The organism is Azospirillum sp. BE72 (assembly GCF_031455875.1).
GTDB lineage: Bacteria > Pseudomonadota > Alphaproteobacteria > Azospirillales > Azospirillaceae > Azospirillum.
This window is the reverse complement of the sequence record NZ_JAVDTO010000015.1, coordinates 140,402-153,353: the sequence shown is the minus strand read 5'-3', so window position 1 is coordinate 153,353 and position 12,952 is coordinate 140,402. Positions and strand designations below refer to the sequence as shown.

14 protein-coding genes are annotated in these 12,952 nt (G+C 68.6%); 5 read left to right on the top strand and 9 right to left on the bottom strand.

All coding sequences use genetic code 11. The annotated features are described in order from the left end of the window. Positions 1 to 74: 74 nt before the first annotated feature. Positions 75 to 875: a metallophosphoesterase family protein gene (locus tag J2Y49_RS26250; RefSeq protein WP_310118217.1), complete on the bottom strand. Its 801-nt coding sequence runs from the start codon at positions 873 to 875 to the stop codon at positions 75 to 77. A 278-nt stretch (positions 876 to 1,153) separates the two neighbouring features. Here J2Y49_RS26250 and J2Y49_RS26245 point away from each other — a divergent pair, with 278 nt between their 5' ends. Next, positions 1,154 to 2,416 carry an ABC transporter substrate-binding protein gene (locus J2Y49_RS26245; RefSeq protein ID WP_149224599.1) on the top strand — a complete coding sequence of 421 codons (1,263 nt, stop codon included), beginning with the start codon at positions 1,154 to 1,156 and terminating at the stop codon, positions 2,414 to 2,416. Between the two features lie 35 nt (positions 2,417 to 2,451). On the opposite strand, the gene J2Y49_RS26240 is transcribed toward J2Y49_RS26245, so the two are convergent. Both J2Y49_RS26240 and J2Y49_RS26235 read right to left on the bottom strand, forming a co-directional pair. Beyond that, on the bottom strand, positions 2,452 to 3,096 hold the full coding sequence (locus J2Y49_RS26240) for a trimeric intracellular cation channel family protein (protein ID WP_310118214.1): 645 nt from the start codon (positions 3,094 to 3,096) through the stop codon (positions 2,452 to 2,454). 76 nt (positions 3,097 to 3,172) lie between these two features. Then, entirely contained in the window at positions 3,173 to 3,733 is a 561-nt protein-coding gene (locus J2Y49_RS26235; protein ID WP_310118212.1) for a hypothetical protein, read from the bottom strand. A 169-nt stretch (positions 3,734 to 3,902) separates the two neighbouring features. Between J2Y49_RS26235 and J2Y49_RS26230 the strand changes: the two genes are divergently transcribed. Together J2Y49_RS26230 and cueR are read left to right on the top strand one after the other, a co-directional pair. Then, positions 3,903 to 6,356 carry a heavy metal translocating P-type ATPase gene (locus J2Y49_RS26230; RefSeq protein ID WP_310118211.1) on the top strand — a complete coding sequence of 818 codons (2,454 nt, stop codon included), beginning with the start codon at positions 3,903 to 3,905 and terminating at the stop codon, positions 6,354 to 6,356. An 8-nt stretch (positions 6,357 to 6,364) separates the two neighbouring features. After that, positions 6,365 to 6,751, top strand: coding sequence for a Cu(I)-responsive transcriptional regulator (gene cueR, locus J2Y49_RS26225; protein ID WP_044551783.1), 387 nt, complete (start codon positions 6,365 to 6,367; stop codon positions 6,749 to 6,751). A gap of 78 nt (positions 6,752 to 6,829) precedes the next feature. On the opposite strand, the gene J2Y49_RS26220 is transcribed toward cueR, so the two are convergent. Both J2Y49_RS26220 and J2Y49_RS26215 read right to left on the bottom strand, forming a co-directional pair. Continuing rightward, complete coding sequence (locus J2Y49_RS26220; RefSeq protein WP_310118210.1) at positions 6,830 to 7,027, bottom strand: hypothetical protein; 198 nt, start codon at positions 7,025 to 7,027, stop codon at positions 6,830 to 6,832. A 3-nt stretch (positions 7,028 to 7,030) separates the two neighbouring features. Beyond that, the gene (locus J2Y49_RS26215; RefSeq protein WP_310118209.1) at positions 7,031 to 7,216 is read right to left on the bottom strand and encodes a hypothetical protein; all 186 of its coding nucleotides are present in this window, start codon (positions 7,214 to 7,216) and stop codon (positions 7,031 to 7,033) included. Positions 7,217 to 7,375: 159 nt separating this feature from the next. Here J2Y49_RS26215 and J2Y49_RS26210 point away from each other — a divergent pair, with 159 nt between their 5' ends. After that, positions 7,376 to 8,788, top strand: coding sequence for an MFS transporter (locus J2Y49_RS26210; protein WP_310118207.1), 1,413 nt, complete (start codon positions 7,376 to 7,378; stop codon positions 8,786 to 8,788). Positions 8,789 to 8,825: 37 nt separating this feature from the next. Here the strand turns inward: J2Y49_RS26210 and J2Y49_RS26205 are convergent, their stop codons facing one another. The 4 genes from J2Y49_RS26205 to J2Y49_RS26190 all read right to left on the bottom strand — a co-directional run bounded on the left by J2Y49_RS26205 (position 8,826) and on the right by J2Y49_RS26190 (position 11,718). Next, positions 8,826 to 9,395, bottom strand: a complete 570-nt coding sequence (locus J2Y49_RS26205) for a PRC-barrel domain-containing protein (RefSeq protein ID WP_310118205.1) — start codon at positions 9,393 to 9,395, stop codon at positions 8,826 to 8,828. Positions 9,396 to 9,540: 145 nt separating this feature from the next. Next, positions 9,541 to 9,792, bottom strand: coding sequence for a DUF3072 domain-containing protein (locus tag J2Y49_RS26200; protein WP_310118203.1), 252 nt, complete (start codon positions 9,790 to 9,792; stop codon positions 9,541 to 9,543). Between the two features lie 76 nt (positions 9,793 to 9,868). Further along, positions 9,869 to 10,480: a methionine biosynthesis protein MetW gene (metW, locus tag J2Y49_RS26195; RefSeq protein ID WP_310118201.1), complete on the bottom strand. Its 612-nt coding sequence runs from the start codon at positions 10,478 to 10,480 to the stop codon at positions 9,869 to 9,871. A 20-nt stretch (positions 10,481 to 10,500) separates the two neighbouring features. Next, the gene (locus tag J2Y49_RS26190) at positions 10,501 to 11,718 is read right to left on the bottom strand and encodes a homoserine O-acetyltransferase (protein ID WP_409017913.1); all 1,218 of its coding nucleotides are present in this window, start codon (positions 11,716 to 11,718) and stop codon (positions 10,501 to 10,503) included. A gap of 209 nt (positions 11,719 to 11,927) precedes the next feature. Between J2Y49_RS26190 and J2Y49_RS26185 the strand changes: the two genes are divergently transcribed. Further along, positions 11,928 to 12,824, top strand: a complete 897-nt coding sequence (locus tag J2Y49_RS26185) for a chorismate mutase (RefSeq protein ID WP_310118200.1) — start codon at positions 11,928 to 11,930, stop codon at positions 12,822 to 12,824. The last annotated feature ends 128 nt before the right edge of the window (positions 12,825 to 12,952 follow it).

The following is a 12,952-nucleotide window of genomic DNA, read 5'->3' as shown; positions in this document are numbered from 1 at the left end:
CGTTTCCATCGGTACAGATGTGCTTCTTAGCTCTTGCCCGGAGCCGATTCTCCCGTTTCCGGTCGAACGCCCCGTCACACCGTGCAGAGGAACCGCCGATCCGTCCCCTCCAGCACCAGGGCGGTCAGGCGGTTGGTCGCGTAGGCGCCGGTGTCGATGCCGATGCGGTTGGGCAGCAGTTCCGGTTCGGGCGCGATGGTGTGGCCGTGGACGACGATCTTGCCATGGTCGGCGCGCGAGGTCAGGAAGGCGTCACGGATCCACAGGCGGTCCTTGTCCTCCTGCTGGTCGAGCGGAATGCCGGGGCGGACGCCGGCATGGACGAAATGGTAATCGCCGATGGTCAGGTGGTTGCGCAACCCGGTCAGGAAGGCGCGGTGGTGGGGCGGCAGCAGGCCGTTCAGCATCATCTGCGCCTGCAGCAGATGCTCCGGCGGCGCTTCGGGATCGGGTGCCGGAATGCCATAGCTTTCCAGCGTCGCATCCCCGCCATAGGTCAGCCAGCCGGGTGCGACGCGCAGGTCGGACAGGAAGCCCAGCATCGTGTCCTCGTGGTTGCCACGCAGGAACACGGCGCCGAAGACCGGCGGCAGACCGCAGGCGAGCCGTTCGATCACCAGCCGCGAATCCGGTCCGCGATCGACATAGTCGCCAAGGAAGACGAGGTATTTCAAAAGGTTCGGCGCCTGATCGGCGTCGCGGGCGATCTGCCCCAGCATCTGGTCGAGCAAGTCGAGCCTGCCATGGATGTCGCCGACCGCATAGACGCGCATGCCGCGCGGCACCGACGCGGGTCCTGCCCGGCCGCCGAAGGGACCGGTCGAGGCGCCGCCCGATATGGCCTCCGTCCACAGTTTGCGTGCCAAGCTCAACATGTGGTCGTTCTCGAAGTCGTCACATCCCGTTCCGTAACCTTTGGATGGGCCTTGCCTCCTTCAAGTACCTGCTCAAAAGGATAATGCTGTTGCACCGCAATACGCCCTTCTCCCTCCGCCGCCGCTATGGCGAAGGACGGATGGCCGGCAGGTGCTTGGTCGTTCCGTTGCGCATTGAACGGCTTCGGCGATTCTACTTTGACACGGAGGGGAGTGCCGGTGGAATCTTCGGTCGACCAAAGTCGCATCGCGTCCAGCCAAAAGGCCCCCGTCGCATCATGACCAACGATCATAAGAACCGTTCCACCGGAGGACTCGCCCTTTCCCGCCGCACGCTCGGTCAGGCGGCCATCGCCGGCGGCGTGCTGGCCGGCTTCGGCCGCGCCCCGGTCTTCGCCCAGGACACCACGCTGAAGGTCGGCGTCCTGCTGCCGCGCTCCGGCCTGCTGGCCCAGGCGGGCCAGGCCTGCCAGCGCGGCGCGGACATCGCGCCGGCGGTGCTCTCCGACCTCGGCTACAAGGTGGAGGTGATGTCGGCCGATACCGAATCGAATGCCGACGTCGCCCGCTCGCGCACCGAAAAGCTGATCAACGACGGTGCCCATGTGATCGTCGGCGCCTTCGACAGCGGCCAGACCGCCGCCGCCGCCCAGGTGTGCGAACAGCGTGGCGTGCCTCTGGTGATGAACATCGCCGCCGCCGACAAGCTGACGGAGCAGGGCTACAAGACCGTCTTCCGCAACTTCCCGACCTCCACCATGCTGGTGTCGAACGGGATGTCGCTGATGAAGGATTTGTTCGCCGCCACCGGCACCACGCCGAAGACGGCGGTGTTCCTGCACGCCAACGATACCTTCGGCATGGCGAACAAGGCGGCCATCGACGCGCTGTTCCCCAAGCTGGACATGCCCTTCCAAATCCTGGAATCGATCGCCTACGACCCCAAGGCGCAGGATCTGGCGGTGGAGGTGGCGAAGGCCAAGGCCACCGGAGCCGAGCTTGCCATCGTCACCACCCGCGCCAACGACGCCATCATGATGGTGCGCGAGATGGTGAAGCAGCGGTGGGAGCCGAAGGGCATCGTCTCCCCCGGTTCGCCCGGCTTGTACGACGAGCAGTTCTACAAGGTGCTGGGCAAATACGCCGACTACGCCATCACCAACCTGCCCTGGTACGATCCCAAGGCGGCGATGACCAAGCGCGTCGAGGCGGCCTTCAAGAAGCAGTTCCCCAATGACCGGTTCGAGGGCTACGCCTTCAACGTCGCCTTCACCTTCGAGGCGATCCTGGTCGCCGCCGACGCCTTCAAGCGCGCCGGCACCGCGGAGTCCTCGGCCCTGCTGACGGCGCTGCGCCAGACCAACCTGTCGGACAAGCTGATGGTCGGCCCCGCGATCACCTTCGACGAGAAGGGCCAGAACACCAGCCTGGTTTCCGCCTGCATCCAGAACCACAAGCTGCGCCCGACGGTCGTCCTGCCGAAGGCCTCGGCCGAAGCCGACCCGGTCTTCCCGATGCCGGGCTGGGGCAAGCGGGCGTGATGTGAGGCTTCCCTCTCCTTCGGGGGAGGGCGCTCTCAGCTCCCCGGCGCTCTCGGCGCGCTCCAGTTGCGCTGCACGCTCACGACACGCAGCAGGAACGCGGCGAGCGCGCCGACCACCGCGACCGGCACCGGCGGCAAATCCAGCTGCCGGCCGGCGATCACCACGGCGGCTCCCAGCAGCGCCGCCATGGCGTAGATCTCCTCGCGCAGCACCCGCGGAACCTCGGCCACCAGCAGGTCGCGCATCGCCCCGCCGCCGCAGGCGGTCATCACGCCCAGCAGGGCGGCCGGCAGCGGGCTGAGGCCGTAGGACAGCGCCTTGCTGCAGCCGGCGACGGTGAACAGCCCCAGCCCGGCGGCGTCCAGCACCATCACCGGCTTGCCCAGCCGGTTGATCGGCTTGTGGAACAGGAAGGCCGCCAAGCCGGCGGCCAGGGCGACCAGCAGATAGCGGTCGTCCAGCACGCTGGCGGGCGGCAGCGAGCCGATCAGGAGATCGCGCACCACGCCGCCGGCGAGCGCGGCGGCCAGCGACAGCACCATCACCCCGAACAAGTCCAGTTGCTTGCGCACCGCCAGCGTGCCGCCGCTGAGTCCGAAGACGAACACGCCGACGAAATCCATCACCGTCAGCAGGATGGACAGATCGGTCGGCATCGGAATGGGAAGCGTCGGCATGGCGGGACTCGGGCGGAGGAATGCTATGCTCATGGATTGAGCACAGCACCCCCCGCAAAGCCAAGCGAAACCTATGCTACACGGTGTCGGGCGCCGACAGCCGGATGCCCATCCGTCGCGCTTCCAGCATGAAGGCGCGGGTCATCTGCAGCAGGTCGGTCCGCCAGTAGAGCTGGGTCAGCGGCTCGTCGAGGAAATTCTCCGGCATCATGGCGTAGCAGTAGGTTTCCACCACCCGGACATCCGGTTTCCACGGATCGACGCCGTCGCGCCAGCCGATGGTCCAGCCGGCATGGCCGGCGCCGATGGCCCAGCGTTCGAAATGCGGGGCGATGGTGTTGCTGTCGATGGGGTCCTTCACCGGCACCTGATAGATCGCGACGAAGCGCCAGACATTCAGTTGAAGCCGCATCAGCAGCGAATCGCCGAAGGCGCCGATACGGTACAGGCAGTCGGGCGAGCCGGGGGCGTGGCTGAAGGTGACCTCCGCCCGCCGCAGTTCGGTCAGCGGCGTGGCGGACGGGGCGTCGGCCAAGGGCGGCGTCTCGTACTCCACGGCGCGCAGATCCTCGACGACGTCGTGGGTCAACATGCGGGAAACGCGGCTCTGCGCCTCGGCGATGGTCAGGCGGGTCAAGGGGCTGGTCCCTTCTCGCTGGTGGCAGGTGGCTTGCGGTCAGGACACGAACGCCCCGTCCGGCCTTTTGTTCATGAAACGGCGCCTCTGCGTCGATCGGCCCCTTGACCTTCCAATGATTGGAAGCCCCATATCACTCCATGCCGAGCGGAATCGAAGGAGAACCGGCATGACCACGACCCAGACCAGCAGCAGCGCGCCGACCACCGCCGCACCCCCGACCGACCTCGACCTCGGCGTGTCGGGCATGACCTGCGCGTCCTGCGTCCGCCGGGTGGAAAAGGCGCTGGGCCGCGTGCCGGGCGTCACCGCCGTTTCGGTCAATCTGGCGACGGAGCGGGCGCGGCTGAGCTTCGCCGGCCGGCCAGACGCCAAGGCCGCTGCGGCGGCGGTTGAGGCCGCCGGCTTCCAGGCGGAGCGGCGGGAGTTCGACCTGTCGGTCACCGGCATGACCTGCGCCTCCTGCGCCGGCCGGGTGGAGAAGGCATTGGGCCGGCTGCCGGGCGTTGAATCGGCAACAGTCAATCTGGCGACCGAGCACGCCCATGTCGTCGCCTTCGCCGGCAGTCTCGACAATGCCGATCTGGTCGCCGCGGTGGAGAAGGTCGGCTTCGGCGCCGCTCCTGTCGTCGAGGGCGGCGGCGACGCCGAGGAGGAGGCTCGGGCCGACCGTGGCCGGCGCGACCTGCGCCACGTGCTGATCGCCTCGGCCCTGTCGCTGCCGTTGCTGGCCGGCATGGTCGGCGACCCGTTCGGGGCGGACTGGATGCTGCCGGGTTGGGTGCAACTGATCCTGGCCAGCATCGTGCAGTTCTGGCTGGGCGCACGCTTCTACCGCGCCGGTTGGAACGCCGTGCGGGCAGGGGCCGGCAACATGGACCTGCTGGTGGCGCTCGGCACCTCGGCGGCCTGGGGGCTCAGCCTCTATCTGATGCTGACCGCTCACGCCGGGCATGAACCGCACCTGTATTTCGAAGCGTCCTCCGTTCTGATCACCTTCGTGCTGTTCGGCAAATGGCTGGAGGCGCGGGCCAAGGGGCAGACCGCGGCGGCGATCCGTGCCCTGATGGATTTGCGCCCGGCCACCGCCCGGCTGCGCCGCGACGGCGTGGAGACCGAGGTGCCGGTGGAGCGCGTGCGCGTCGGCGATCATGTGGTGGTCCGCCCCGGCGAGCGGGTGCCGGTCGACGGCCGGGTGGTCGAGGGCAGCGGCGGCGTCGACGAGTCCATGCTGACCGGCGAGAGCCTGCCGGTGGACAAGGAGCCGGGCGCCCGCGTCACCGGCGGTTCGATCAACGGCGACGGCCTGCTGGTGGTGGAGACCACGGCGGTCGGCACCGAAACCATGCTGGCTCAGATCGTCCGCATGGTCGAGGGCGCCCAGGCGTCGAAGGCGCCGATCCAGCGGCTGGTCGACCGGGTCAGCGCGGTGTTCGTCCCGGCGGTGCTGGCGGTGGCGGCGTTGACGCTCGCCGGCTGGTGGATCGTCGGCGGCGATCTGGAGGCGGCCATCGTCACCGCGGTGTCGGTGCTGGTCATCGCCTGCCCCTGCGCGCTGGGTCTGGCGACGCCGACCGCGATCATGGTCGGCACCGGCGTCGCCGCCCGTCATGGCATCCTGATCAAGGACGCCGAGGCGCTGGAGCGCGCCCATGCCCTGACTGCCATCGCCTTCGACAAGACCGGCACCCTGACGGAAGGCAAGCCGCAGGTCACCGACCTGATCCCGGCCGATGGGGTGGACGGCGCGACCCTGCTGCGTCTCGCCGCCGCGCTCCAGGCCGGCAGCGAGCATCCGCTCGCCCACGCGCTGCGGGAGCGTGCCAAGGCGGCCGGCATGGCGGCGGAGCCGGTCAGCGACTTCCGCGCGCTGCCCGGCCGCGGCGTCGCCGGCATGGTGGAAGGGCGGCGGCTGCAACTCGGCAACGCCCGCGCGGTGGAGGAGGCCGGCCTGCAGCCCGGCGCTCTCGCCGCACAGGCGGAGGCGCTGGCCGCAAGCGGCCGCACCCTGTCCTGGCTGATGGAGGTCGGCGATTCGCCGCTCCTGCTCGGCCTCGTTGCCTTCGGCGACACGGTGAAGGAGAGTGCCGTTGCCGCAGTCGCGTCTCTGAAAGCGCAGGGGGTGGAGCCGGTGATGGTGACCGGCGACGGCTGGGGCGCTGCCCGCTCCGTCGCTGCGGCGCTCGGCATCGAGCGGGTGTTCGCCGAGGTGCTGCCCGGCGACAAGGCCGCCGTCGTCGCGACCCTGAAGGGGGAGGGCAAGAGCGTCGGCATGGTCGGCGACGGCATCAACGACGCGCCGGCGCTCGCCGCGGCCGATGTCGGCATCGCCATGGCGACCGGCACCGACGTGGCGATGCACAGCGCCGGAGTCACCCTGATGCGCGGCGACCCGCGGCTGGTGGCGGGAGCCATCGACGTCTCGCGGCGGACCTATTCGAAGATCCGGCAGGGACTGTTCTGGGCCTTCGCCTACAACGTGATCGGCATCCCGCTGGCGGCGTCGGGCAACCTCAGCCCGGTGCTGGCGGGGGCGGCTATGGCGCTCAGTTCGGTCAGCGTGGTGGTGAACGCCCTGACCCTGCGCGGCTGGGCACCGCCGAAGCGGGAGGATGTGCGATGAAGGACGGCATGACGATCGGCGACGCGGCCAAGGCCTCCGGCGTCAACGCCAAGCTGATCCGCTATTACGAGTCCATCGGCCTGATCCCGGAGGCCGGGCGGACTGCATCGGGCTACCGCGTCTACAGCGGCACGGACGTGAATGTGCTGCGCTTCGTCAAGCGGGCGCGGACGCTGGGTTTCGGGATCGAGCGGATCCAGAAGCTGGTCGGGCTCTGGCAGGACCGCACTCGCTGCAGTTCGGAGGTCAAACGGATCGCGCTCCAGCATATCGACGAGTTGGAGGCCAAGATCGCCGAATTGCAGGCGATGCGCGACACGCTGCATGAGCTTGCCGACGCCTGCCACGGCGACGAGCGGCCGGAATGCCCGATTTTGAAGGACCTGTCGTCGTGAGGGGGCTCCCTCTCCCGTCCTGGGATCCCCTCTCCCCGGGGGGGAGAGGGGGAATCCCGGGGGGAAGGGCGTCACACCTTACCGCTTCGTCTTCGGATCATGCGTATGGTGGAGGTCGCGTTCTCCGCCGCCGCCTGACGTGCCGGAGTGGCGGCTGTTGGTCGGCTCACCCGGATGCGGGTGCTTTTCCGGCGGCGCTTCCGGCTTGTCGGCGTTCTGCTGGCTGCTGCCGGGACCGCCATGGTGGCGGTCGGTCGCCTCACTGTGCTTGCTCATGCCTCACCGATCCTGCTGGTAGCCTTGGTGGGTGGTGTTCTGCCGGGTGTTGGCGGTCTGGCCCTGCTCCTTGGTGTTCGGAACATCGCGCTTGCCGGCTTCAACATCCGTCGAAGCGCTGGTCGCCGGCTCGCCGGGACCCTTGTCGCTGCGGCCCTCGGGTGGGACGGGCGGGATGTGCTTGGTCATGGTGGCGCTCCTTTAGGTTGGCTCGCGTCCCATTCCAACAGGAGGGCGGGAGAGGGGTTCCGGTCTGAGATAGTCCCACCCCCGCGCTCGGCTTCCGCAATGCTTTCATGCGAAATTGCTGCGACCGCGCAACAGCGGTCGGCCTCTATGCTGACCGGCATGTCCAGTCCCCCCATGCCGACCGTCTCCGCCGCCCCGTCCGCAGTCCCGAAGCCACCGGCCGTCGCCGACGGGCTGCCGGTGCCGCAACGCTACTGGGCGATGGCGGCGATGACCGTCGCGCTGATCATGGCGGTGCTGGACGGGGTGGTCGCCAACATCGCCCTGCCGACGATCCAGCGCGAGTTTGGGGTGGATGCGGCGGGCGCCATCTGGGTGGTCAACGCCTATCAGCTGGCGGTCACCGTCTCGCTGTTCCCGCTGGCGTCGCTGGGCGACATCATCGGCTATCGCAAGGTCTATTGGGGCGGTCTGGCCGTCTTCACCGTGGCCTCGCTGGCCTGCGCGCTGTCGCCCAGCCTGCCGCTGCTGACCGCCGCGCGCGTCCTGCAGGGCATCGGCGGCGCCGGGATCATGAGCGTCAATCTGGCGCTGGTCCGCCACATCTACCCGTTCACCCATCTCGGGCGCGGGGTCGGCTACAACGCGATGATCGTCGCGGTGTCCTCCGCGGCGGGGCCGAGTCTGGCGGCGCTGATCCTGTCGGTCGCCTCCTGGCCCTGGCTGTTCGCCGTCAATGTGCCGCTGGGGCTGGCGGCGCTGGCGGTGGCGGCGCGGGCGATGCCGGTCTCCACCCCCGCCGGCCACCGCTTCGACTGGGTGAGCGCCCTGCTGAACGCCGGCATGCTCGGCCTGCTGATCATCGGCTTCAAGGGGGTGGACGGCAGCCAGCCCGGCTGGCTGGTCGCGGCGGAACTGACGGGTGCGCTGGCTCTGGGCGTGACGCTGGTGCGGCGGGAGCTGTCGCAGTCGGCGCCGCTGCTGCCGGTGGATTTGCTGCGCCGGCCGGTCTTCGCCCTGACCGTGGTCACGTCGGTCTGCGCCTTCGCCTCGCAGAACATCGTCTTCGTGGCGATGCCCTTCTTCTTCGAGGACGTGCTGCACCGGTCGCTGGCCGAATCCGGGCTGCTGATGACACCCTGGCCGCTGATGGTGGCGCTGGTGGCACCAATTTCCGGCCGGCTGGCCGACCGCTACGAGCCGACGCGGCTTGCGGCGGCCGGGCTGGCGCTGTTCGCCACCGGTCTGGCGCTGATGGCGCTGCTGCCGCCCGATCCGGCGACGCTGGACGTGGTGTGGCGCATGGCGCTGGCCGGCTTCGGCTTTGGCCTGTTCCAGACCCCGAACAACAAGGTGCTGGTCAGCAGCGCGCCGAAGGAGCGCAGCGGCGGCGCCAGCGGCATCCAGGCGACCGGCCGGTTGCTGGGCCAGACGCTGGGTGCCGCGACGGTCGGGCTGGTCTTCAGCGCGGTGGGCAAGGCGGACGGCAGCGTCACGGTGCTGTGGCTGGGCGCCGGGCTGTGCGCGGTGGCCTGCCTGACCGGCCTCTTCCGCCGCCGTCCGGCCGCCTGAGCCCCTCCGGCCGTCCGGTGTTATCGACCGTCCGGCTTTATTGGTTGTCGGGGCGGGTCACCGTCGGCTCGCTGCCATAGGCGAAGGTCGGTGCCTTGCCGATGTCGGCCTGCTCCATGTCCAGCACCGGCCCGTCCGGGCCGTTGGTCAGGGCGCCGGCCGGCACCGCGACCAGCTTGTCGCCCAACCCCAGCACATCGTTCGGCGCGACGACGATGCGGTCGATCCGGTCGCCCGGCTGGCTGAGGGTGAAGTCGAGGATCCGGCCGCCCGGCTGGCCGTCGCGTGTGCGCAGTTCGGTCCCGACCATCGACCGTGCCTGATCGGGGTTGAGGGCGGCGGAGGGCAGGGCGGCCACCGGCGGCGAACCGGCAGGCGGGGCCTGGTTCTGCATCTCCTGCGAAGGGGCCTCGCCGCTGACGCCCGGCGGGGAAGCGACCGGCCCCGTGGTGGGCTGATCGTCCGGCCGCGGCGCAGTCATCAGCGGCGGGGCGGAGCCCTGTGCCATGGTGTCGGTGGTGGCGCCGGGCGCCGGCGCGGTCTGGGCCATGGCGGTGCCGGATATCAGCAGCAGCGCGGCGGGCAGAAGCATCAGGGGGCGGAGCATGAGGGCGACCCTTCCGTTCGGATTCGGTATCGCTCTGGTTAACAGCCCAACATGCCCGCGGGTTGCTGGGGGTAATTGCGGATATCTCCCTCTCCCCGGGGGGGAGAGGGGATCCATCCGGGGCGCGAGAGGCATAAATCCGGGATTACTTTCCGCGTCCGGTCTTGTCCTGCAGCGCGTCGATCCGCTTGGACGCTTCCGCCTTGGTCAATCCATCTTCGAAGGACTCCCCGGCCTCCTCGCTCAGCGTCTTCAGATAGGAGGCCTGGGCGCCGGTCATCGGCTCGTCGCCGGTGGTCCAGTCGTCGGGGTTCTTGTCCCGGTTGGACGTGTCGGCACCAGTCTTCGGATTCTCGTGTGACTGGTCGTGCCGGTCGGCAGTGTGCTTGGCGGTCATGATCCGTACCTCATCAAAAAGGAACGTATCAAGAACAACATCGCAGGCGGAAGGTTCCGCCCACATGCTGGAAAATTCACCCGCCGTTGCGCTTCAGCAGGAAGACGCCCTGTTCGCCCAACAGGTTGGCGAAGCCGGAATGGGCTTGGCTGGTGACCCGGCCGGCATGGTCGAGGATGCGGGTTTGTTCGATGGTGATGCCCATCTCCTCCGTCAGCACGACGAAGTCGCGCAGCGTGCAGAAATGGATGTTGGGCGTTTCCCACCACTGGTAGCCCAGCTTTTCCGTCACCGGCATGCGGCCGGTCAACAACAGCTGCAGCCGCACCCGCCAATAGCCGAAATTGGGAACCGACACGATGGCGCGGCGGCCGATGCGGCACATCATCTGCAGCACGTCGCGCGGCTGCCGCATCGCCTGCAGCGTCTGGCCCAGGATCACGTAATCGAAGGCGTCGGCGGGATAGTCCTTCAGGTCGGTCTCGGCATCGCCCTGGATCACCGACAGACCATGCGCCACGCATTGCCGCACGCCGTCCATGCTGAGTTCGATGCCGCGTCCGTCGACGTTCTTGGCATGGGCCAGATAATCCAGCAGGGCGCCGTCGCCGCAGCCGACGTCCAGCACGCGGCTGTTCGGCTCCACCATCTCGGCGATCAGCTTCAGGTCGTCGCGAATGTCCACCATGGTCGGTCGTTCTGCCCCAATCAGCGCGCGCGGCGGCGGACGGACAGGCCGCGATGCTCGGCGCAGCCCTCCAGGAAGCCATGGATGACCTGATGGAACTCCGGCTCGTCCAGCAGGAAGGCGTCGTGTCCCTTGTCCGTCTCGATCTCCACGAAGCTGACATTGGCGGCGACGGCGTTCAGCGCATGCACGATGGCCCGCGATTCCGAGGTCGGGAACAGCCAGTCGCTGGAGAAGCTGGCAAGGCAGAAGCGCACCGGCGTCGTCCTGCCACCCGGCCGGAAGGCGTTCGCCAGCGTGCCCCCGGCATCGGCGGCGAGGTCGAAGTAATCCATCGCCCGCGTGATGTAGAGGTAGGAGTTGGCGTCGAACCGCTCGACGAAGGCCGCACCCTGATAGCGCAGGTAGCTTTCCACCTGGAAATCGGCGTCGAAGCCGTAGGTGACCGCCTTGCGGTCCTGCAGGTTGCGGCCGAACTTGCGGTGCAATGCCGCTTCGGAAAGGTAGGTGATGTGGGCAGCCATGCGGGCGACGGCCAGACCGGCCTCCGGCTTGGTGCCTTCCAGCAGGTAGTTGCCGCCGCGCCAGTTGGGATCGGCCATGATCGCCTGGCGCCCGACCTCGTGGAAGGCGATGTTCTGCGCCGAATGGCGGGCGGCGGTGGCGATGGGAACCGCCGCGAACACCGAGTCGGGATAGGCCACCGCCCATTGCAGCACCTGCATGCCGCCCATCGAACCGCCGATGACGCAGAACAGCTTCTCGATGCCCAGATGCTCGACCAGCAGCTTCTGCGCCCGCACCATGTCGCCGATGGTGACGACCGGAAAGGACAGGCCATAGGGCTGGCCGGTGGCGGGATCGATGTCTTTCGGCCCGGTGCTGCCCAGGCAGCCGCCCAGCACGTTGGAGCAGATGACGAAATAGCGGTCGGTGTCCACCGGCTTGCCGGGGCCGACCAGCATCTCCCACCAGCCGGGCTTGCCGGTGACGGGGTGCTTCTCCACCACGAAATGGTCGCCGGTCAGGGCGTGGCAGATGAAGATCGCGTTGGATTTGTCGGCGTTCAGCGTGCCGTAGGTCTGGTAGGCGATCTGGAAGCCGCCGATCTCCACCCCGCTGTCCAGCCGCATCGGACGGTCCACCGCCAGACGCACGCGCTTGCCCGGCATGAGCGGGCTGTCGGCGACCGCGGGGGTGACCAGGGGCGGCTGCTGCGCGGTGGGGGGCGCGGACATGTCGTTTCGTGCCTTAAGAGCGGGTCTTGCCTTCGGAAATCCGGCCTCTTGCAAGCCTTGCGGCGCCTTGGCGGAAACCCTCGGTGAGCTGTGGCGGAACGGGAGGGTATAGCTACGAAGCCGGGCTCAAGAGTGTCAATGTTTTCTTTGATTTCGCAGCGCATGCGGACTACTACTAACCGGCTTTGCTTTCGATGGTTTTGTGACCCATGGCCCCCGCCCGGACCCCGCTCGACGATTTGCGCCGCGAGATCGACCAGATCGACGACGCGATCCATGACCTGCTGATGCGCCGCGCCGCCGTGGTGGAACGCATCGGGTTGGCGAAGGGCAATGGCGCGGCGGAAAACGGCACGCAGCCGATCATCTTGCGTCCGGCACGGGAGGCGACGATCCTGCGGCGCCTGATGGCCCGCCATGCCGGAACCTTTCCGGCCCAGGTGGTCGTCCGCATCTGGCGGGAGATGATCACCGCCTTCACCCGCATGCAGGGCCCCTTCGCCGTCGCCGTCTACGCGCCGGAGGATCGCCGCGGCTTCTGGGACGTCGCCCGCGACCATTTCGGCGGATTCGTGCCGATGACCGCCGTCAACACCCCGGCCGCCGCCCTGCGTGCGGTGTCTGAGGGGACGGCCACCGTCGCCGTGGTGCCCTATCCGGCTGACGACGATTCGGATCCCTGGTGGCGTTTCCTGGTGTCGGCCGACGCCGGCCGGCCGCAGGTGGTGGCGCGGCTGCCGTTCGGCGGGCGCGGCAATGCCCGCGGCGAGAACCGCGACGCGCTCGCCATCGCCGCCGTGCCGCACGAGCCGACCGGCGACGACCGCACGCTGCTGAGCATCGAGATCGGCGGCGACCTCAGCCGCGGCCGGCTGAAGGACATGCTGGAGGCCTGCGGCCTGCCGCCGGTCAGCTTCTGCACCTGGCATCCGGCCGGCCACGCCATCGGGATGAGCAGCGGCGGACCGTCCGTCCATCTGGTCGAGATCGCCGACTTCGTCGGGCAGGCCGACCCCCGGCTTGCCATGCTGCTTGAACGGTCGGGCGACATTCCGGTGCGGGTCAACGTCGTCGGCGGCTATGCCGTGCCGCTCGCTCTGGGCTGATGTGCGCGATTGGGGCGAGCCGGCGGGCCGGCTCCTGCCTTATCCTGCATCCGCAGTCCTGAAACTGAACACCGGCGCCAGGACTGTTCCAAACCGTTCCAAACGTTCCAGCAACGCCCATCCAATCT